The following is a 20,446-nucleotide window of genomic DNA, read 5'->3' as shown; positions in this document are numbered from 1 at the left end:
TTACCTCCTCTCCTGGCACTCTATCCGATGCTGCCCTTCATTTCCAATTGAATCAGGTTATTCATCTCCACCGCGTATTCCAGCGGAAGCTCCTTGGATACATTATCTGCAAAGCCGCTGACTATCATGGCTCTGGCATCCTCTTCCCCGATCCCGCGTGACATCAGGTAAAATACCGCCTCTTCGCTGATTCTTCCTATCTGGGCCTCATGTCCGACATCCGCATCCGGCGTCCGGATGTCCATGGCCGGAATGGTATCCGAGCGGGAATAGTCATCCAGCATCAGGGACTGGCAGGATACAGCCGCCTTGCTTCCGGCTGCGTCTTTTCCCACCACCACTGAACTGCGGAAGGTGCTTACCCCTCCGTCCTTGGAGATGGACTTGGTATTTACAAAGGATGAGGTGTTCGGACCCTGGTGTACCATTTTGGCCCCCGTGTCCAGATTCTGCCCTTTTCCTGCAAAGGTGATTCCGGTAAATTCCGCCCTTGCGCCTTTTCCTTTCAAAATGCTCATGGGATATAAACAAGATACGTGGGAGCCAAAAGAGCCGGAAACCCATTCAATGACTCCGCCCTCCTCCACCACCGCACGTTTCGTATTCAGGTTATACATATTTTTGGACCAGTTCTCAATTGTGGAATAACGCAGCTTCGCGTTTTTTCTCACATACAGCTCCACGCAGCCCGCATGGAGATTGGCAACATTATATTTGGGTGCGGAACAGCCTTCAATGAAATGAAGATCCGCCCCTTCATCCACAATGATAAGCGTGTGTTCAAACTGCCCCGCTCCCGGCGCGTTCAGGCGGAAGTAGGACTGTAAGGGTATCGTTACCGAAACGCCGGGCGGCACATATACAAAAGAACCTCCTGACCACACGGCCCCATGAAGGGCGGCAAACTTGTGGTCATCCGGCCTGACAAGCTTCATGAAATGCTTTTGGACCATCGGAGCGTATTCCCCCTTCAGGGCGCTCTCCATATCCGTATAAACCACGCCCTGGGCTGCCACCTCTTCCCGTACATGATGATATACCAGCTCTGAGTCATACTGGGCTCCCACACCGGCAAGTGATTTTTGCTCCGCCTGGGGGATTCCCAGCAGTTCAAAGGTATTCTTTATTTCCTCCGGCACATTGGACCATTTGCCGCTCATATGGGTATTCGGCCTTACATAGGTCACAATATGCTCCATATCCAGCCCCTCCAGGGACGGTCCCCAGTCCGGCTCCTTCATGCGGTTATATATCTGCAGGGACTGCAGCCTGAAAATTTCCATCCAGGAAGGATCCTTTTTTTTCCTTGAAATTTCTGTGACAATTTCCGGCGTCAGCCCTTCCTGTATCCGGTATACATCCTTTTCGTCGTTCTTTATATCATAAATGCTTCTGTCTATATCATCTACATAGGTTTTTTCTTCCATTACGAACTCCTTTCTTCCTTTTCCCGGAGCAAATTATCCATGGATGGCTTCCCGGCAATATGCTTCAAAGCCCTTCGCATTGATTTCCTCTACCAGGGAGCCATCCCCTGTGGCAACAATGCGGCCATCCACCATGACATGAGTATAATCTACCTTCAGGGCTTCCAGGATTTTGGTGCTGTGAGTGATAATAAGAAGAGAACCTTTCTCATTTTTCTGATATTCCTCAACGCCGCGGGAAACGGTACGCACCGCATCCACATCCAGTCCGGAATCCGTTTCATCCAAAATCGCCAGTGTCGGACGCAGCATGAGCAGCTGCAGGATTTCGGCCTTCTTTTTTTCTCCGCCTGAAAATCCCACATTCAGATCCCTGTCGCCATAGCTTTCTTCCATTTGAAGCACGTCCATCGCCTTCTTCATTTCCCTGCGGAAATCCCAAAGCCGGAGTTTCTCTCCCCTGCGCTGCTCCAGGGCACTGCGGATAAAGCTGCCGAGGGAAATGCCGGGCACCTCAAGAGGATTTTGGAAGGAAAGGAAAATGCCTTCTTTGGCCCTCTTGTCCGCCGCTTCCTCCGTGATGTCCTTTCCGTCAAACCGGATGCTTCCCTGTGTTGCCATATAATTGGGATTTCCCATAAGCGCATAGCCCAACGTGGATTTTCCTGCCCCGTTAGGCCCCATGAGCACATGGGTTTCACCTCTGTTCACCGTCAAATCTATTCCGTGAAGAATCTCTTTGTCCTCCGCACTTACCTTTAATCCATTTATCTGCAATAATTGTTCTGCCATCTGTATCCTCCTTCGCTGTCATGTTCTATAAAAAAATAGGATCCGAACATTTCCTACTATTTTAGTATGAATTGTTCAAATCCTATTATAGTGATTCCTATCGGATTAATCAATATAAGAGAAGCATTATAAATGATAATGTTTCTCATTTTTATAATTACCTGATATTTCCCTATGAAAATGTTTCGAATTCGCAGTATACCAGCTCACTGCCTGAATACGGCGCCGTCTGCTCATGATGTCTTTGAAACGCTGCCCTGGGCCGCAACCTTCTCCATTTTAGACTTAATTGCTTCCGGATCGCCCAGATATTCTTTTTTGATAAATTTTCCTGCTTCATCGAACTCATAGACCAGCGGAATTCCTGTCGGAATATTTACATCGACAATTTCTTCCGGTTTCAGATTCTCAAAATACTGGACAAGCGCGCGGATGGAATTGCCATGTGCGGCAACGAGAACCCTTTTTCCTTCCTTCATGCTTTTCAGGATAACATCATTATAGTAAGGAACTACCCTTTCAATCGTGTCCTTCAGACTTTCTCCCAGAGGAAGGATATCGCCGCTCTGCGATTTTTCCTGACGGTACTGCTCCTGCAGGGCAGGATTGCGCGGATCTGTCTCCTCAAGGAAGGGCGGCGCAATATCAAAGGATCGTCTCCAGATTTTCACCTGATCCTCTCCGTATTTCAGCGCCGTCTCCGATTTGTTCAGTCCCTGAAGGGCTCCGTAATGCCGCTCATTCAGCTTCCAGGTTTTAACCACCGGCAGCCAGCAGCGATCCATTTCCTCCAGAATGTGATCCAGGGTATGAATCGCTCTTTTTAAATAAGAGGTATAACAAAGATCGAAATCATATCCCTGCTCCAGCAGCGTCCGTCCCGCATCTGCCGCCTCTTTTTCTCCCGTTTCAGACAAATCCACATCTGTCCAGCCGGTGAAAAGGTTCTCCTTATTCCAGATACTTTCTCCATGTCTTACTAATACAAGTTTCATAAATAATGACCTCCGTTTCTTTATGGAAAAAGGCCCTGACCAAATGGCAGGGGCCTTTTTTCTTCCTATGTCATATACATGGTTAGCTATAGTTTATTAAACTATATTCCCATACCTTTCTTCTGTCAATCACATTTACCGCTCGTTTTTTCTCAATAGGGGGGGATTCAAGAACTTCCTGTATCCGCGGCCTTCCGGAGCTGCCTGCCCTGCCCTGCTTCCGCCTCCCCGGTATGGCCTGCGGCGCTGCAAGGTTCCTGTGCAGGCACGCTTTCGCTCGGATAAACACGCAGCGGTACTAAGGCTGCAAAGGACGCAGCCTAAGGACCGGCGAGTTTATACGGCCCTTACAGGAATCCTTGCAGTGCCGCAGGCCATACCGGAGGAGGCGGAAGCAGGGCAGGGCAGGCAGCTCCGGAAGGCCGCGGATACAGGAAGTTCTTGAACCGTAAGTAATGAGGCGGAGGTTAGGTGATTGTCTGGAAGGAATTTAATCTGTAGCCTGCTTTTCTTATGATTTCACGGGCTTCCGATTCTGTAAGGGGGTGTTTGGTGTGTAGTGTCGCTGTTCGTTTTCCTGAATCTGCGCGGGCGTAACAGCCTTCCCGGGTGTTGAATGCATTTTCTATGCGGGTACTGCAGTTGCTGCAGGTCATGCCTTCGATTTCCAGTTTGTATGTATGGGGATAGTGGCTTTTTTGTTTGTCTGCAGGCCTGATTTTCTTTATTGTCTCTCCTCCTCCGCCGCAGCAGCCGTGGGATAATCTTTTGGCATAGCTCTTTATGCCGAAAACGCATGCCATTAGTATAATAATACATATAATGCCTGTTGCCATGGATTTCACCTCTTATCCTTTTTAATGATATAATTGATACTTTTTAGAGTGCTTTTCAGTTTTCTGTGTTAGTTTTAACTAACCTGTTATTCATCATATCATCTGTTTTCTTTTCTGTCAATGGGAGGAGGTTATGTTATAAGAGTGACATTGGTGCTGTGGTATGGTCTCGATTTTCAGTTTTAATGCACTCTTTTATCTTCTTGACAAGAATAACAGAGAATGCTAGAATAAATACATTCAAATGTATGTATATGTGAGGTAAGGTGAACTATGGCAAGAAATAAATATCCGGAAATAACAGAAGCCAGAATATTAGATACCGCCACTAAATTATTCCTTGAAAAGGGGTGGGAGGAAACCACGGTTCAGGACATTGTTGATGAACTCGGCGATATCACCCGCGGTGCCTTTTATCATCACTTTAAGTCAAAGGATGATATTATTGACGCTGTTACCACTCGCATGTTTTTAGGCAATAATCCTTTTAAGGCCGTAGAAGAAAACAAGAACTTGAACGGTCTTCAAAAGATCCAATATGTTTTGAAATTTTCTTTGCAGCGTCCGGACACTTTACAGTTCAGCCAGGTAGCATCCAGTGTGCTGCAAAGTCCCATTTACATTGGCAAACAGGTTTTGGACAGTATCAACTCTATGGCACCTTTTTTTACTCAGTATATTATAGAAGGAATAAATGACGGCTCCATACATGTAAAAAATCCAAAGCAAACCGCAGAAACTATGATTTTATTATTGAATATCTGGTTAAGCCCTTTAATTTTTCCTGATACCAAAGAAGATTATATGGAAAAATATGAACATCTGAAATTAATGTATGAAGGCATAGGGCTCCCTGTTTTCGATGACGAAATGCAAATGTTAGTTGAAAAGCTATATGATGGCGTTGCTGCACACCAATAGCTGAGAACTGAATTTTAAGACTGCCGTCTTTCAGGCAGTTTTTTAATAAATATATACATACATTTATATGTATCAAAGGAGAGACTAAATGAACACTAACCTGGCAGTAAGAACGAAAAATCTTTTTAAATCATTTGATGGAAAAGAGGTTATCCATGATTGTACCATGTCTGTTGAAAAAGGGACTATCTATGGCTTTTTAGGAAAGAATGGAGCCGGAAAAACAACCGTATTTAAAATACTCCTGGGATTGCTGAAGCCTACCATGGGGGAAGCCGCCGTTTTAGGAATGGACAGCGTAAAAAACAATCTCGATATTTTAAAACGAACAGGCAGCTTAATTGAAACACCCATTTTCTATGAACATCTGTCTGCTGTTGAAAATCTACAGATTCACCTTGACTATATGGGCACAGCAAATGCAGATATTGAAGGAACACTTGAACTGGTCGGTTTACCGAATATCGGAACACAGGCTGTCTCCACATTTTCTCTAGGCATGCGTCAGCGGTTGGGAATTGCACGTGCGCTGGTGCATAACCCGGAGCTTTTGATTTTAGATGAACCCATCAACGGCCTTGACCCCGTTGGGATTAAAGAAATGCGGGAACTGTTCTGCAGGCTTGTTCAGGAACGGGAAATTACAATTCTGCTGTCAAGCCATATTCTTTCAGAAATGGAACATACCGCGGATCGTATCGGTGTCATTGTTGACGGCATGGTAGTACAGGAAATCGATCCGAGGGAAATAAAAAAACAATATCCGAACGGCATGGAAGATTATTTTTTAGCAGTAACCAATGGAGGAAAAAGAAATGAATAAACTGATATCCCTTGAATTAAAGCGAAACAGCCTGCGTTCCTATCACACCGCAGCATTGATCAGCGCGATCTGTCTGCTTGCACTTTTATATCTTTTTGCTGCAATTCCCAAATTAGACGGGACGGAAACAGGCCTTGATATGTTTATGACCTACCGCAGCCTTATCGGAATCACAAATATCATAGGCATGGTAATATTCGCGGTCCTTTCCGCCGTAATGTCCGCCAGGTTTATTGTGGAAGAATATGCAGGAAAAAGGGCAGTTCTGCTGTTTTCCTATCCCGTCGCCCGCCGCAGTATTATTTCTTCGAAAATCGGAATGGTATTTTTCTATACGGCAGCCGCCATGTTTTTATGCGGGGCAATTGTATACGGCATCTTTTTTGCCACCGAATCAATACTACCCCTATGTGCGGAGCCATTGAGTGCAGAAACCATTGTTTACAGCCTCTTCTCTCTTATCTGTTACTCTCTGCTCGCCGGGATAATGGGCATCATCGCCCTGTGGTTTGGCTTTGGAAGGCATTCCGTTACGGTTACCATTGTAGCGGCTGTTATTATTGCAGTCATCTCCTGTCAGATAATGGCTATGACAATGACCTCTCTCGCCGCCTCCCTCCTTTTCCTTGCAGCCGGAGGAATCCTTGCAGTCATCGTGATTAAAAATCTCATAGATCAAGTAGAAAAAATGGAAGTGTGATAAAAGGATGAAAAAAGAATTTGAAGAAGAATATGTTGAAATAAATGGCATTGCACATTTTTTACTGCACTATCCCAAAGCGTCCGATGCCCCGGTTCTGCTGTATCTGCACGGCGGTCCCGGCAGCATGGAATCGCTGTTCGCCTATGAGCTTGATAAGGTATGGGGCGATATGTTCACCCAGGTACACTGGGATCAGCGCGGAGCAGGCAAAACACTTCTCAGGAACAAAAAGCTCGGTATGCCGGAAACAATAGAACAGATGCTGGATGACCTGCATGGCATCATAGCGTATCTGCAGCGGAAATATCAGATTGAAAAGCTTGTCCTTCTGGGCCATTCCTGGGGCAGCGTGCTGGGGAGCCTGTATGCCCTGCGGCATCCCGAAAATGTTTTGTCATACATCGGTACGGGCCAGGTAATCAGCATGATGGAAAACGAACGGACTGCCTTTCAGGAAGTGTGGAAAATGGCAGAAAAAGCGGGAAACCGGAAACATTTACTGGCCCTGGGGAATCTGGGGGATTATCCGCCTGATGACCCGGAATTACTGCTGAAGAAGCTGCCGAAGCTGCGGAAAATACAGGCAGCTTACGATAACGGTCCGGGTTCCGGTTCCGACCAGGGCGAGCTGCTGAAGCTCCTGCGCCGCAGCCCTTCCTTCCGTTGGAACGATCTCATAGGTCTGATACGTGTCATGAAAGTAAATCATCCGCTTCACCTGCAGCTGCTTTCCTTTGCCCTTACCGATTACCCGTCTCACTACCAGACGCCGGTGCACTATATTCTTGGGGAGACTGATACTATCGCTCCGACATCACTTGGTAAAGCATATTTTGACACGATTGACGCTCCCCGTAAAACAATTACTGTAATTCCGGGAGCCGGACACAATCCCATGTATGAACGGCCGGATGAATTTGCCGCCGCATTGCGTGCCGTGCGTGAAACGCTGTGAGTTAAACAGGCTCTGCTGTATTTATGTATTAAACTGATGTACAATATGATAAATTGTAATCTTTATCATACCAGAGGAAGGATTGAAGCTATTATGGAAAATACAGGTTGGGTCATGCCGACACATATCATTGCGGGCGCCGGAATTGTCATAAATGAGAATGATGAAGTCCTATTAGTAAAAACGCATAATGCCGGATGGGTATTTCCGGGAGGACAGGTTGAAGTCGGAGAAAACGTAATTGATGCTGTTAAAAGAGAAATCATGGAGGAAACAGGCATTGACATTGAGGTGGGAGAGGTTTTCTGTATTTCTTCCAATACCGGAAAGTATCCCGGCTATCATGGAGTAAAAGAAATACCAACCAAAATTATGCTCGATTTTATATGCAGGGCAAAAGGAGGAACTCCCAGGCCGTCTGATGAAAACTCGGAATCTAAATATGTTGCAAAAGCTAAGGCGTTGGAACTCATTCAGGCTCCGGCAATCATAGAACGGTATAAAGCATATCTGGAATATACCGGCAGACCGATCTACATGGAGTATATTACAAATCCTTCTTTTGAATTAAAGCTAAAGAGGCTGATTTGATTTCCAAAGCATATTCATATGTCCGAAAACGGGGAAAGGCATGACGTCTGCCATGCCCTTCCGAATCCGTCAGCCCTGAAGGCCTCTGGACTGTCTGTCCATATCTTCCACTACGATATCATATATCTCTCCCAACGTGGAACAATATTCCAGAACCTTCCACGGTTCGTTTGTATGAAAATGGATTTTGATAAGTTCTTCATCTCCTACAGCGAGCAAACAGTCCCCTTTGAAATTGTCCGTAAAATATTCACTGATGATATCTTCGTCCAAATCTTCTCCTTCAATTAATAACTGTGTGTCATACCTGAATTCAAGCATCATTTTTCTCCTTTCGCATGACTTTTCCTCGTTATTATCATAGGCTTTCTTTTTTAAGACTGCAACCCTGAAATTATGAAAAAGGAAAATTATACCGGCCCGAAGCATTCCGTATATTCCATAACCGGAAGCCCCTCCGCAGTAAATCCCAGCGGCAGGATAACATAACGGGAATCATGATAATCCTCTCCGTTCCAGCGATCCGCCACATAATAATATTCCTTCTTCCCCTCTTTTTCCAGAGGAAGGATAAATGCAGGCTGTGTACGGAAAGTAGTTGCGTCCCCTATGTCGGTCAGGCTGCTCCACCGGCCTTCCATGCTGTCAGCCATCGCATACCGGCATTGATTGGGCGCCCAGCCGGTACAATAGGAGGAAAACATATAATATTTTCCTTCTCTTTCCATAACCGCCGGCGCCTCCCGGTATTCTCCCTGCCACAGCTTATGCACCAGGCAGTCCACGTTCAGATAATCTTCTGTCAGCCGGTACATGTGCAGATCCGCATTATCTCTGGATGCGGAAATGAAATAGGCGGTTCCGTCTTTATCCTGAAACAGGGTGCAGTCTCTGGACATATAGCCAAAAGGATTAAAACAGCCAAGATAAGTAAATTCCCCGTCGGGCCTGTCACATACGGCGATACCGCAGGCGGCATCCAGATAATCCACGCCGTTTTCAATGTGCATCCACATGACGAACTGGTTTGTTTTCTTATTATACAGCACTTTAGGACGTTCCACATTGATCTTACCGCCGCTTTCGCTGCGCAGCTTCCGATCTGTCCTGACACGGTGTTCTGCCGTGGGGGAATCCGCGGTCAGAACATGGCGGCAGAAGGCCCAGTTTATCAGATCACCGGATTTATACACACTCACGTACCTGTTATCCGTCCGGTTTTCCCCATACCAATACCAGTAGTCCTCCCATTTGAGCATATGCCCTCCATGGGCATGGAGGATGTTTCCGTCCGTGTCATACCAAGTTTCTCCGTTTACCAGTTTTGTTTCCATACCGCTTATTCCTCCTCTTTTCTGTTTTTCACCTCAAACCAGTCAAAATCCACGTACCTTCCTTCGCCTGTAAGATCCTGGCAGCAAATGCCGCACCTATGTCATACATCAGGATCAGTCCTGTCATCACCAGAGCAGGAACGGCGCCCCTTTCAGCTTCAATATCGCCTCCAGGAAAAAGCTGTCCGCATAAACCAGCGTATGGTTATGCTGCTCTCCATGATAGGAACCGCTGCAGTGGGTGAGAAAACAATCGCTTTTCTCCGTCCAGTCGCAATGCTTCTCATCCAGTGCTTTCAGCAGCTTCAGGGCCGCTTCCCGGTAAAAAATTCTTTTATCCTCCGGCACTGCTTCCATTCCGGAAAGTTCAAGAAAACCGCAGGCTGCCACAGCAGCAGCCGTATCATCATACCACAGCGGTTCTGCCGGCTGGCAAAAATCCACCGGTATCAGCCCGTCCTCCGGAATATTCGCCGCAAAATAATCCCCGATTTTTTCCGCAGTCTCCAGATATTCCGCCTTTCCTGTATGCAAGAAGCTCAAAGCAAAGCCATAAAGCCCCCATCCCTGTCCCCTCGTCCATGATGAGCCTTCCCCATAGCCCTGCCCTCCGTAATCCCGGCGCACCGCACCTGTTTCCGGATCAAATTCCACGATATGCTTTACTGAACCATCCGGACGGATAAAATTCTCCCGAACCGTATCCGCATGAAGCATGGCAATCTGGCGGAATCTGGGATCCTTCGTTTCCTCACTCGCCCAGTAAAGCAGCGTAATATTAAACATGCAGTCAATGATGGCCCAGCCCCTGGTATCATCCCCGGAACCCGGAATATCATTCCAGGCCCGGATAAATCCGCCCGCCGGGTTGAACCGTCCCGCCAGCAGATCAGCCGCGTGCAGCCCTCTTTTCCTTGCCTCCCTATTCCCTGTCAGCCGGTAATCCGCCACCGCCGTGGGCATCCACATAAATCCCACATCATGATGAAGCCCCAGGAAGCTCTCAAAACAGGCATCCAGTTTCCGTTCCGAAATCCGGGCAATTTCTCCATACCTCTCCTTCCCAGTTTCCGCATACAGCATCCAGAGCATACCGCCCCAGAATCCGTTCGTCCACCAGTTCAGGCCGTCGTCAGCCCGCCACTCCTTAGTCCCGTCGCCGCGGTCATCATGCACCCCGTCTATGGCAAGCGCCGGGATCTTATCCTTCGATTTTTCGGCCACCTTCTCCATTTTTTTTTCAAATTCAGCAAAGACCTCTCCCGCCCATAGCTTTTCCTTTTCCTGCTGCATACTCCGCTCCTCCTTCTTTTTTAAGAAAGTAATTACTGTTTTGTACCTTCAAAGCTATGAAAAGTATACTAAATACCCGGAAAAATCAAAGTGTAAAATTTAACTTTTTCCTGCACTTTTTAAATATCCTGTCCCATATCCGCGCTCCGGATCCTTTTCCGGTAGCCGCCCGGCGTCTCCCCATATAGCCGGGCAAAGACCTCCGTAAATGACCGCACATCGGAAAAGCCCACCTCATCGGCTATTTCATAAGCTTTTTTATCTGTGGAAACCAGAAGCGCCACCGCATGCTGCAGGCGGACACGGTTCAAGTAATCCTTGAAATTTTCACCTGCATTTTTCTTGAAAAAGCTGCTGAAATAATAAGGGTTCATATGGATTTTTTCCGCCAGCACACCAAGCGTCAGATTTTCCCTGTAATGCTTTTCAATATAATCCTTAGCCTTTCTGATATCCTGCTTTTCACTGCTTACCACAGCCGTACGCACACACTCCATATATGCCGCAAAGGCCGCTTTATACAGCAGTTCCATTTCCCCGAAGCTCTCACAGCCCCTTCCCTTCTCCAGAAGCTCCTTCATTTCCGGATTCCGGCCGGGAAGCCCCATAACCGCCATTTTTTCTTCAGCCAGCCTGATCGCCGAACAATAATAAAAACAGGCATCCTCCTTTTTCCCGTCCGCCGTCAGAAGCAAAAGCCTGCTGAATCTGGCAAAGCTGTTTTCAAACCCTGTCTCATCCTGCCCGATAATAGCGTTCAGGACCTTCTCTCTGGCCTCTCCCAAAGCATCCGGATCCCCCTTTTGGGAATAAACCGGCTCTTGTACCGAAAGAATCGGAATCTGCATTTTATCGGCAAAAAACAGATAACTCTGCAGCTTCAGGCATTCCCCGAATGCAGCCGGAATTTCTCCCATCCCGTAAGCCTCTTTTCCGATAATAAATACCGCCGTATGCCCCGTGGCCCGGCAGGCCTCCTTCCATATCCCGGATACTGTCTCCTTTGCCTGCACCCTTTCTATTCCCTTCAGCACCAGAACGATATGATTATTTTTTACAAAAGTGATTCCCAGATTTTCCGCTTCTAAATACTCCTCCAAAAAACTAATCAGGGAAAAACGCACCAGCTTGCGCATTTGGGCATTTTCCTCCTTCCGGTAAAGCACATCCGCAAAAACCGGAAGATAAACCATATCCTCCACCTGTACCAGCCTCCCGTAATCCGCTTCCTTCTCTTCTTCTGCCACAGCTTCCTCCGCCCACGGCTCTTCCCTGCGGATAGAAGAAACACACTTTTCCACAGCCCCAAGCAGCTCCTCACGGATAACCGGCTTAAGAAGATAATCCACCGCGCCATACTGAAGGGCCGCCTTTGCATACTCAAAGTCCTGGAACCCGCTGATAAAAATCACCTGGGTTTTCACCTCCATCGCCTGACATTCCTTCAGAAGCTCCACCCCAGTCATCTGCGGCATATAAATATCCAGAAGCGCAATATCCGGTTTCTTCACCAAAATCCCCTCCAAAGCGCTTTTCCCGTCTGTATACTCTCCTACAATCTCGATTCCCAGCCCCTGCCAGTCCACCAGCTTCCGTATTCCCCTGGTAATCACCGGCTCATCATCTGCCAGTATCATCTTTACCATCCGTCTGTCCCTCCCTCTCCGTAACCGGCATCAGCAGCCGCACCATTGTTCCCACTCCTACCGTACTGGTAACCCGTATTCCATACTCTTCCCCATATAAAAGCCGTATCCGGTCATGTACATTTTTCATCCCGATACTCTGCCAGTTATACTCATTCTTAATTCCCGGCTCATCCCCCGCAAGCAGCTCCTGTATTTGATCCAGCGCAGCCTGATCCATCCCCACGCCATTATCCATTACCGTGATTTCCAGAATCCTCTTTTCCCCATCCTCCCGGTCATTCACCGCCGCCTCTACCATAATACTGCCCACACCCTTCTTAGGCTTGATGCCATGGACATACGCATTCTCCACAATAGGCTGCAGAATCAGCTTGGGAACGAACAGCCTCCCCGCTCCCGGAGCCTCTGTCATCAGCTGCACCTTCCCGTCAATCCGGCAGTTCAGCAGATAAACATATTTCCGGACAATATCCAGCTCCTTCTCCAGGGAAACCATATCCTGCACAGGCCCAATCAGATAATGGATCTGCTGCGAAAGCGCCTCTATCATCTCCGACACCCGCACATCCTCATTTTCCAGTGCCGTCATCCGTATGATCTCCAGCGTATTATAAAGAAAATGCGGATAAATCTGCGATTTCAGCGCCGTAAGTTCCGCCTCCGTCTGCTTGATCGCCGCCACATAAGACTGATTGATATAAGCTTTCAACGCAGAACTCATCTGATTAAACCTCTCGGAAAGAATCCCTATTTCGTCCCTCGATTCCACCGGCAGCTGAATGTCAAAATTCCCGCTCTCCACCTCAGACATCTTCTCCATCATATTACGGATAGGCCTGGTCAGCTTCCTCGAAAAAAACAAGGACCCGCACAGCAGCACCAGACAAGCCGCCGCCAGAAAAACATACATCATCCGCTGAACCGACCTTATCCCCCCGAAAGCCACCGCCGTATCCAACACCGCCATCACATGAAGCCCATACCCGTTCTTCTGGGAATGAAGCACCAACTGCCGATCCGTATCCCTGATCCCTTCCAGCTCCTCCTTTATATTCCTGCCCATGGCATTCCCGTCACTGCTGTAAAAACAATCCCCGTCATCATTCACCACATAAAAGATTTCTTTATCACTGAAATTAACCGTACGGAAAACACGCTCCATCCGGCTCACATTCACATCGATAAACAAAGTCCCCACATAAGGTGTATTTCCCACCTCTCCCCGCAGATCAAAATAATTCCTCGCCACCGTAAACACCGGTGCGGAAAGCCCGCTGAAATATCCCGTAGCATGCGTGGGAACCAGCATCATCTGATTGCTCGACTTATCCAGCCCCTCCAGCCGCACCGCCTCTTCGAACCGCTCCTCATCCTTAAAGAACGTACTATAAGCGCTGTAATGGAAATCCATCCGCCCCAGCGCCTCATTATCCACAATAAAATGCGTACCGCTGATATAACTGTCCACACTCTCCACATACTCCAGAAAGTCCGCCATATCCCCGGCCCTTTTCTCCTCCCGCTCCCCCGAATCATACCCTTCCCCGCTCAATATCTGCCGCAGATTATCAAAATAAAGATAATCCTTCACCACATACCCCTCCCGGATAGAATAACTATAATTATAAGGCATCTTCGAAGCCGTATTATAAGTATCCAGCATAGTCTCCAGACTCCCCGCCACATAATCCGCCGCCTGCTCATAATTAGACCGCAGCGCCTTCCGATACTCCTCAATCATCCGATTCGCCAGAAAAGTAGACAAAATAACCACCGGCACCAGCCCAATCACAATAATAGCCAAAGTAAACTTATAATACAAAGAAAGCCCTCTTCTCCTCTTCCGCTCCATCCCTCGATCCCCCACTCTCTCCATCCTCACCATCTTCCCCCATTATACCCTATCTTCCCCCTCCCGAAAATAAAAAACCTTCCCCCATCACTCCCTCTCTTCCAATACGCAGCGTCCTGCCCTTCCTTCACAAGCCTGCCCTGCCGAAAACAGTCCGTTCGCCGTCCGTTCCTCCTGGGAACCTTCTTCCCCTGGCATCCCTGTTCACGGACTTGTAAGAGAAAATGGAGATATTTCTTACAGCTTTTTCCTTTCCTGCCGCTGTCCGCCCTTAGCGGCGCTGTCTGACGAGCCCGGCGAGGAGTTTAAGCCGCGTTGACAGCGGCAGGAAAGGAAAAAACTGTTAGAAATACCCCATTTTCGAAGTCAAGTCCGCGAACAGGGATGCCAGGGGAAGAAGGTTCCCAGGAGGAACGGACGGCGAACGGACTGTTTTCGGCCCACACACCCCTACCCCTTAGCCGCCCCCGCCGTAATCCCTTTAACGAAATACTTCTGGAACAGACAAAAAATAATCAGCGCCGGAACGATAGAAATAATCGTCCCTGCAAATACGATATCCCATCTTGCCGTATACTGCCCGACAAATCCTGCGATTTCCACCGTAATGGTTTTCGCCTTTCCGCTGGGAAGCACCAGATACGGCATCAGGTAATCGTTCCAGATTCCCAGCCCGTTCAGAATCACCATCGATCCCGTGCAAGGCCCCAGCAGGGGAAATGTCACCTTCCAGAAGGTCTGAAAAGGAGTACATCCGTCAATCATGGCTGCCTCTTCAATTTCCAGAGGAATCCCCTTCAAAAAGCTGCTGTACAGCAGGCATCCGAAGGCTATGGAACCCGATATGTAACAGACGACAGGCCCGACCATATTTCCGAACATATGGAACATTTTCATTTCCTTAAATAGGGGAAACATATACAGATGAAACGGAATCATCATCCCCGACAGGAAAAAAGTATAAGTGAACACCGTAAATCTGCTTTTTCTTCTTTCAATGCCGTAGGCCGCCATAGGAACAATACAGACTATCAAAATTTCCGACACCACCGTCAGAAAAACCGAATGCAGAATGGCTGCCGCAAAATCCGAATGAGCGAACAGATCCTTAAAATTCTGTATATAGAACGAAGTGGGCGGGGCAACCGGATTTTTCAGAATATCTCCATTGCTCTTGAATGCAGACAGCAGGGCGAACAATACCGGGTAAATAAATAAAAACGCCAGTATTATGGTAATTGCCAGAAGGACAACATTTCCGGGCCGCACTCTCTTTTTTGCCTTTTCCATCACATCTGCACCTCCCTGCTCCTTAAAAATTTCTGCTGGATCGTGTTCAAAATAATAATGATAAATAGCAGCATAATTCCAACTGCCGTACCAAAGCCCTGCCGGCCTTCATTAAAGCCTACCTTATACAGCAGATAAACCAGCGTCTCCGTAGTAAATCCGGGCCCTCCGTCCGTCATTACATTAATCTGGTCGAATACCTTCAGCCCATTAATCAGCGACAGGGTAAAATTAATCGTAAAAGCGCCGGATATCAGCGGAAGTGTAATCGCCCTGAACCGCTGAAGGGGGCTAGCTCCGTCTATCTGCGCCGCTTCGATTAAATCTACGGAAACACTCTGCAGAGACGCCAGATAAATAATCATATAATAACCGGCTCCCTTCCATACAAGAACCACTCCCACCATCAGAAGTGTCAGCCTGCTGTTTCCCAGCCAGTCCTGCTGCCAGTCCTTAAGCCCTATATCTTTCAGTATCGTATTGAACGTCCCGAAATTATAATTGTACATAATCTTCCAGATAAAACCGGAAACAATACCGCTTATCAGCACCGGAATATAGAAGGCGCTGCGGAAAAAATTCTTTCCCCATCTTACATTATCCACGATTAATGCGAGGGCAAGGGCAAACGCATTTTCAAACAGGGATATGAAGAGAGTGAGGATAATCGTATTCTTCAGCGCATTTCCAAACCGCGCGCTGGTGAATATTTCTTTATAGTTAGCAAGGCCCACGAATTTTACCACCGGGCTGATACCGTCCCATGAGGTAAAACTATAATAAACGCTGGCCAGTGTCGGCACTATGATAAACAGGGTAAAAAAGATAAACGCAGGCGCTATGAACATGAATGCCACCTTATCAAACCCCTTTTTTTTCTTTGTATTCATTTTCTCTGCCTTTCCCGTGCCGGAATGCACCCTTATCTGAAGGAATCTCTCCTTTTTACGGGAGAGATTCCATTTACTGCTTCTAATTCCGGCAGTCTCTGCCGGTTACCGGCCATACCTATTCAGCGTTATCCACACCTTCTCCGGTTACCGGATTAAAATTCTCCATACCAACCTTCCAGGTCTTGTTCAGCTCACTGCATGCCGAGTCCATGTCTCTGGTTCCCTGAAGCACTTCAATGAGAGTCTTATACATAAAATTCCGGAAATCCGGAGGAAGCTCATTTTCTCCTACAAAACCGTTCCACATGGGGCTGAGGGAATCCGCAGTCTCCGTAGCGTCAATGACCTCCTGGAATACGGGAAGCACATCCAAATCCGGTGATTCCACGGTAGCAGGAATGGCGCTCATTTTTTCACAATGGAACTTATAATTTTCCGGCTGGAAGAAGAAACGGACAAACTCCTCCGCCGCCGCTTTTTTGTTGGGATCCTTGGCCGCCTCTGCGGATATCGCCAGTCCGCCCGCGCCGCCGCCTCCAACCAGGCGGGTTTTTCCGTCAGGACTGGGCACTGCAAACCAGCCGATTTCAAAATCCGGATCTGCCGCCAGAATCTGTGAAAACATATGTGTACCGGAATACATCATCGCCGCCATATCATTCACCATAAAGGTTGTGATCTGGGCATCCGGTGTGGAAACCCATCCGTCCTGCGCATACTGCATGATTTCCTTCAGCTCCTCAAACGTAGCTTTTACAGACTCATCGGAAAAATCCTTTGTCCCTTCATAGCAATGCTTGATAAAGTCCGCATCCTTACTCAAAACCTGGTCATTGTAGGCCTTATGGAACCAAAAACCCATATGCCAGATATCCTGTCCTCCCACTACCAGGGGTGCCATGTCCCCTTTATCCTTGATTTGCTGACAAAGCTCAATGAATTCATCGTAGGTGGCAGGCTCTGTCCAGCCATTTTCATCGAAATATGCTTTGTTGTATATGATACCCTGTGTATTTTCACCGGACATGGGAGCAGAATAGACCTTTCCATCAAAAGCAGTTGTTGTCTTGAATAAATTTACAATATCATCCGGAAGGGGTTCCAGCTTGCCTGCACGCACATAAACCGCCGTATCCCTCATTTCCATCACATCCGGGAATTCCCCCACGCTGTCCTTTGTTTTCAGGAATTCACTGTAAGCGCCGCCGTTGCCCGGTTCTATGGTAACCGTGATATCCGGATAGGCTGCATTAAATTTCTCCACCACCGAATTCATTACTTCCTTGGCGCCTTCATCCCCGTCTGCGAAAATAAAGGTAAGTTCTGTCGGCTCTGTTACAATAGAACCGGTGCTTTCTCCCTCTTCTGCCTGTGCGGCTTGTGTCCCCGCTTCTGCCGCCTGGGAAGCCGCTGTGCCTTCCGCTCCTGCCGAACTGCTTCCTTCTGCCGCCGTTCCTGCCGATGTATTGCTTCCGCACCCTGCCAGCATGGCTGCCGTCATGCTCACTGTAAGGAGCGCTGCCAAAACTTTCTTTTTCATTTCGTATCCTCCAATCGAATTTCAATCCGGATGGCCTTCCGTGTTGCTGTAATTGTAATATACCAGCATTCTGCATAATAAAAAATGCGTTTTTTTAAGTTTAAAGTACATTTTTTTAGGTTATTTCTTCTGCTTTCCTGATCCGCATCAGCCATGAAGGCAGCAAAAAAAGGCACATTGTTCCGAAAAACAATATACCTTTTGCAGAAATGTTCTATGATATTCAAAGCTTTTTCGGGCATACATACCGGGGCTGTCCCTGACTGTTCTTCCCATACTCAATCGCTTCCCTGGGACACCTGCAGATACAGGCCATACAATGGGTACAGTTCTTCCCCCAGACCGGTTTTCCCTCCTTCAGACTGATATTCCCAAGCGGACAGGCCTTTTCACACAGCCCGCAGGAAATACAGGCGTCTGTCACATAATATTTCCCTGCATGCACCATAAGAGGATAAAAGACGGTATTTACCAGCCCGCTGCTGATTTTATCCTTTCCGTTTACCTGCTGTTCCGGTAATATTCTCCTTTCCTTAATCATTCGCGCAATATCCGTTATCTTCGGTTCAGCCCTTTCTATCAGCGCAAGCGCCTCTTCTTCGGATGGCGTCTTAAAAAGCGCGATATAATTTTCAGGCATGAGAACCGACGCGCATCCCCGATCCTCCAGCCCTTTTTCCCTGCAAAACCTCCGTAAATAGGCTCCCGCATTCCTGATATCCCCGCCGCAGGTCAATACAAAATAAATGTCCCGGCTTCCCTTCAGTTCTGTTTTCAGCAGCCAGTCCGTCACAATACGCGGCATCCGCCATGCATAAGTAGGCGTTACGATAACCCAGGGCTTATCCGATTGTAATGCACTATGATCCTGAGCCCGTATTTTTTCAAAGAGATTAAGAACCGTATCCCCTGTTTCTTTGCCGATCCGATCCGCCACATATTCACTGTTTCCCGTACCTGAAAAAAATAAAATCATACTCATACCTCCTTCATACTGCAGGCCCTATATCCCGCCGCCGTCTTTTCCTATATGAACCACCCCTTCATACACCAGCTTCATCAAATCCGCAATCGCTTTCCACTGCGTTTCATCCGCGCTGATATAATAGAAATTTTTGGTGCCTTCCTTTCTGACATTGATAATTCCCGCATCTTTTAATATCTGCAGATGATGGGATACCGACGGCCTGGTCAGATGCGTCTTTTCCGCTATCTCCCCCACCCGGATACCGTTCAGATCACTCTGCATCAGCACAATCAGAATCAACTGTCTCGTTTCATCACCGATTGCCGTAAACGCTTTCCTGCATTCCTGAAATCCCTGTGTAATTTTCTCCAGCTGCTCTTTGCATTCTCTTTCCATATAATCATCCTCACAAATACTTAACTGCGGCCCTTTTACGCTGTGCGCTGCGCTGGTATTTCACGGCCGGATACCCCATTACTAATGTTGTAACCACTTTTTTCCCTTTTGAAACCTCCAAAGCCTTTTTTATCTTTGGAGAAGCATTTGCCGCCATAGTAAAAAAGCCGCTGAACAGGATGCCCAGCCCATTTGCCTCTGCGACAAATTCCATATTCTGTGCCGCTAAAGCTCCGTTCAGCTTCGTTTCAGACAAAATGACAATCACAACAGGGGCCCGGAAGAAGAAGAAATGCTCATCGATTGTAACCCTTCTTGCCATCGGGCTGAACCAGTCCGCAAAGACCTTCAGCTTACGGAATGTCCGGACCGCCTCCCGTTCAAGTTCTTCCTTTTTCCTGTCCAGTACCACGAAGGAAACGTCCTGCGCATTCTTCGCCGTATGGGTCAGCCTTCCTGCTTCCAGAATCTGCTCCACGACCTCCTTCGGAACCTTCTTATTCTGAAACTGCCTGATTGTTCTCCGGAACCGGATGACATCCAGCACCTCTTCCGGCTTCAGACGAACCTCGCCCTCCATGGGAACGGGCTCTGTATCATATCCGCTGACAGTGACGGCATTTTTCGGACAGACCGCCGCGCAGTGTCCGCACATGATACAGTCATTGGAAAGGACACGTGCCTTATGGTTCTCTATTACAATATTATGGGCGGCACAGTCTTTCCTGCACATACCGCAGCCGATACATTTTTCCTTATCGATATTTATTACGTGTTCTGCCATCATCCTGACCTTCTTTCGTTAATCTTCATTAACCATTATAGCAGGATAAAAAAAGATTGCGACATCGGTAAAGAAAATCGTTACCATTAACTTATATTACTTTTCAGAATCGGCTGTTTGTGTGATGCCCCTTGGGTGTGGATAAAAATTCTGAGTGAGCGGCTCCGTCTGCCCTGGCTCCCCTACCGGTTCTTCCAGAGGGCCAGCGGCTCGGTAAGGTTCCTTATAGGGCACGCTTTCGCTCGGACAAACACGCAGCGGTACTAAGGCCTTCCCTTATCCCCACCTCATCCGCCCCAGCGCCTCATTATCCACAATAAAATGCGTACCGCTGATATAACTGTCCACACTCTCCACATACTCCAGAAAGTCCGCCATATCCCCGGCCCTTTTCTCCTCCCGCTC

At 47.7% G+C, this 20,446-nt stretch carries 21 protein-coding genes; 5 read left to right on the top strand and 16 right to left on the bottom strand.

Going from position 1 to position 20,446, the window contains the following annotated elements:
- Positions 1-20: 20 nt before the first annotated feature.
- From sufB to BLA28_RS32640, 4 genes are all read right to left on the bottom strand, one after another.
- Entirely contained in the window at positions 21-1,427 is a 1,407-nt protein-coding gene (gene sufB, locus BLA28_RS32655) for a Fe-S cluster assembly protein SufB (RefSeq protein WP_069158843.1), read from the bottom strand.
- A gap of 33 nt (positions 1,428-1,460) precedes the next feature.
- Entirely contained in the window at positions 1,461-2,219 is a 759-nt protein-coding gene (gene sufC / locus BLA28_RS32650; RefSeq protein WP_069158842.1) for a Fe-S cluster assembly ATPase SufC, read from the bottom strand.
- A gap of 233 nt (positions 2,220-2,452) precedes the next feature.
- Complete coding sequence (gpmA, locus tag BLA28_RS32645; protein WP_069158841.1) at positions 2,453-3,214, bottom strand: 2,3-diphosphoglycerate-dependent phosphoglycerate mutase; 762 nt, start codon at positions 3,212-3,214, stop codon at positions 2,453-2,455.
- Between the two features lie 467 nt (positions 3,215-3,681).
- Positions 3,682-4,050 (bottom strand): cation transporter, encoded by a 369-nt coding sequence (locus BLA28_RS32640; protein ID WP_069158840.1) that lies wholly within the window; start codon positions 4,048-4,050, stop codon positions 3,682-3,684.
- A 273-nt stretch (positions 4,051-4,323) separates the two neighbouring features.
- On the opposite strand from BLA28_RS32640, the gene BLA28_RS32635 reads away from it, so the two are divergent.
- The 5 genes from BLA28_RS32635 (at position 4,324) to BLA28_RS32615 (ending at position 8,043) form a co-directional block, all read left to right on the top strand.
- A complete protein-coding gene (locus tag BLA28_RS32635; protein ID WP_069158839.1) occupies positions 4,324-4,971 on the top strand; it encodes a TetR/AcrR family transcriptional regulator in 648 nt (215 codons plus the stop codon).
- A gap of 88 nt (positions 4,972-5,059) precedes the next feature.
- Positions 5,060-5,794 (top strand): ABC transporter ATP-binding protein, encoded by a 735-nt coding sequence (locus tag BLA28_RS32630; RefSeq protein WP_044967172.1) that lies wholly within the window; start codon positions 5,060-5,062, stop codon positions 5,792-5,794.
- The gene (locus BLA28_RS32625; protein ID WP_069158838.1) at positions 5,787-6,494 is read left to right on the top strand and encodes a hypothetical protein; all 708 of its coding nucleotides are present in this window, start codon (positions 5,787-5,789) and stop codon (positions 6,492-6,494) included. The genes BLA28_RS32630 and BLA28_RS32625 overlap by 8 nt, the downstream gene beginning before the upstream one ends.
- A gap of 7 nt (positions 6,495-6,501) precedes the next feature.
- Positions 6,502-7,452 (top strand): alpha/beta fold hydrolase, encoded by a 951-nt coding sequence (locus BLA28_RS32620; protein WP_069158837.1) that lies wholly within the window; start codon positions 6,502-6,504, stop codon positions 7,450-7,452.
- 93 nt (positions 7,453-7,545) lie between these two features.
- Positions 7,546-8,043, top strand: a complete 498-nt coding sequence (locus BLA28_RS32615; protein ID WP_069159135.1) for an NUDIX domain-containing protein — start codon at positions 7,546-7,548, stop codon at positions 8,041-8,043.
- 69 nt (positions 8,044-8,112) lie between these two features.
- On the opposite strand, the gene BLA28_RS32610 is transcribed toward BLA28_RS32615, so the two are convergent.
- The 12 genes from BLA28_RS32610 to BLA28_RS32555 all read right to left on the bottom strand — a co-directional run bounded on the left by BLA28_RS32610 (position 8,113) and on the right by BLA28_RS32555 (position 20,041).
- Positions 8,113-8,364 (bottom strand): hypothetical protein, encoded by a 252-nt coding sequence (locus BLA28_RS32610; RefSeq protein WP_009251005.1) that lies wholly within the window; start codon positions 8,362-8,364, stop codon positions 8,113-8,115.
- An 89-nt stretch (positions 8,365-8,453) separates the two neighbouring features.
- Positions 8,454-9,377: a family 43 glycosylhydrolase gene (locus BLA28_RS32605; protein ID WP_069158836.1), complete on the bottom strand. Its 924-nt coding sequence runs from the start codon at positions 9,375-9,377 to the stop codon at positions 8,454-8,456.
- A 5-nt stretch (positions 9,378-9,382) separates the two neighbouring features.
- Positions 9,383-9,466, bottom strand: a complete 84-nt coding sequence (locus BLA28_RS34865) for a hypothetical protein (RefSeq protein WP_408607648.1) — start codon at positions 9,464-9,466, stop codon at positions 9,383-9,385.
- Positions 9,467-9,503: 37 nt separating this feature from the next.
- A complete protein-coding gene (locus BLA28_RS32600; RefSeq protein ID WP_069158835.1) occupies positions 9,504-10,670 on the bottom strand; it encodes a glycoside hydrolase family 88 protein in 1,167 nt (388 codons plus the stop codon).
- A gap of 119 nt (positions 10,671-10,789) precedes the next feature.
- Positions 10,790-12,316 carry a response regulator transcription factor gene (locus BLA28_RS32595; RefSeq protein WP_069158834.1) on the bottom strand — a complete coding sequence of 509 codons (1,527 nt, stop codon included), beginning with the start codon at positions 12,314-12,316 and terminating at the stop codon, positions 10,790-10,792.
- Positions 12,291-14,195, bottom strand: coding sequence for a cache domain-containing sensor histidine kinase (locus BLA28_RS32590; RefSeq protein ID WP_242880647.1), 1,905 nt, complete (start codon positions 14,193-14,195; stop codon positions 12,291-12,293). Before BLA28_RS32590 ends, BLA28_RS32595 begins: the two co-directional genes overlap by 26 nt.
- 426 nt (positions 14,196-14,621) lie before the next feature.
- Positions 14,622-15,461: a carbohydrate ABC transporter permease gene (locus BLA28_RS32585; RefSeq protein ID WP_069158833.1), complete on the bottom strand. Its 840-nt coding sequence runs from the start codon at positions 15,459-15,461 to the stop codon at positions 14,622-14,624.
- On the bottom strand, positions 15,461-16,351 hold the full coding sequence (locus BLA28_RS32580; protein ID WP_044971173.1) for a carbohydrate ABC transporter permease: 891 nt from the start codon (positions 16,349-16,351) through the stop codon (positions 15,461-15,463). Before BLA28_RS32580 ends, BLA28_RS32585 begins: the two co-directional genes overlap by 1 nt.
- A 118-nt stretch (positions 16,352-16,469) precedes the next feature.
- Positions 16,470-17,894, bottom strand: coding sequence for an ABC transporter substrate-binding protein (locus tag BLA28_RS32575; protein WP_069158832.1), 1,425 nt, complete (start codon positions 17,892-17,894; stop codon positions 16,470-16,472).
- A 223-nt stretch (positions 17,895-18,117) separates the two neighbouring features.
- Entirely contained in the window at positions 18,118-18,870 is a 753-nt protein-coding gene (locus BLA28_RS32565; RefSeq protein ID WP_069158831.1) for an EFR1 family ferrodoxin, read from the bottom strand.
- Between the two features lie 27 nt (positions 18,871-18,897).
- On the bottom strand, positions 18,898-19,257 hold the full coding sequence (locus BLA28_RS32560; protein WP_044971170.1) for an ArsR/SmtB family transcription factor: 360 nt from the start codon (positions 19,255-19,257) through the stop codon (positions 18,898-18,900).
- Between the two features lie 10 nt (positions 19,258-19,267).
- Positions 19,268-20,041, bottom strand: coding sequence for a nitroreductase family protein (locus tag BLA28_RS32555; protein WP_069158830.1), 774 nt, complete (start codon positions 20,039-20,041; stop codon positions 19,268-19,270).
- Positions 20,042-20,446: the final 405 nt, after the last annotated feature.

Source organism: Eisenbergiella tayi (assembly GCF_001881565.1).
Taxonomy (GTDB): domain Bacteria; phylum Bacillota; class Clostridia; order Lachnospirales; family Lachnospiraceae; genus Eisenbergiella; species Eisenbergiella tayi.
This window is presented reverse-complemented; position numbering and strand designations above follow the sequence as displayed.